A 783-nucleotide genomic window follows, 5' to 3' on the forward strand; every position below is an offset into this window, starting at 1 on the left:
TGGAGCTGTTCCCGGCCTTGTCGGACGCAACGATCTCGAGGTCGTGCTTGCCCTCGTCGAGCGGCTCCTCGAGTTCGACGGACCACTTGCCGTTCTCGTCGGCGGTGTCGCTGCCGAGTTCCTTGCCGTCTTCGTCGCGGATGATGATGACGGTGCCGGGCTCGGCGGTGCCTGCGATCGGGCCCTTTCCGTCGGCCAGGTCCGAGGGGCTCGTGACCTTGGGGGAGTCGGGCGCCTTGGTGTCGATGTCGACGGTCGTCTTCGTTGGGTCGGAGCTGTTGCCGGCTTTGTCCTCGGCGATGATCTCGAGGTCGTGGGCCCCGTCCTTGAGTGGCTCGTCGAGTTCGACGGTCCAGTTGCCGTTCTCGTCGGCTTCGTCCTGGCCGATGACGTTGCCGTCTTCGTCGCGGATGATGACGACTGTCCCGGGCTCGGCGGTGCCGGTGATGGGGCCCTTCCCGTCCGCGAGGTCGGTCGGGCTGGTGACCTTCGGGGCGTCGGGGGCCTCGGTGTCGACGTCGACGGTCGTCTTCGTCGGGTCGGAGGCGTTGCCGGCCTTGTCCTCGGCGATGACCTCGAGGTCGTGGGAGCCGTCCTTCAGCGGTTCGTCGAGTTCGACGGTCCAGTTGCCGTTCTCGTCGGCTTCGTCCTGGCCGATGACGGTGCCGTCCTCGTCTCGGATGATCACGGTCGCGCCAGGCTCGGTGGTGCCGGTGATGGGGCCCTTCCCGTCGGCGAGGTCGGTCGGGCTGGTGACCTTCGGTGCGTCGGGTGCCTTCGTGT

The 783-nt window shown here is 67.7% G+C and carries 1 protein-coding gene; it reads right to left on the reverse strand.

Features of this window, described 5'->3' with window-relative positions; genetic code table 11:
• A partial coding sequence (locus ITJ54_RS17705; protein WP_228509636.1) for an Ig-like domain-containing protein occupies positions 1-783 on the reverse strand: 783 nt, incomplete at both ends.

Origin of the sequence: Curtobacterium sp. VKM Ac-2865, assembly GCF_015350905.1 — a bacterium.
In the GTDB taxonomy this organism is placed as follows: domain Bacteria; phylum Actinomycetota; class Actinomycetes; order Actinomycetales; family Microbacteriaceae; genus Curtobacterium.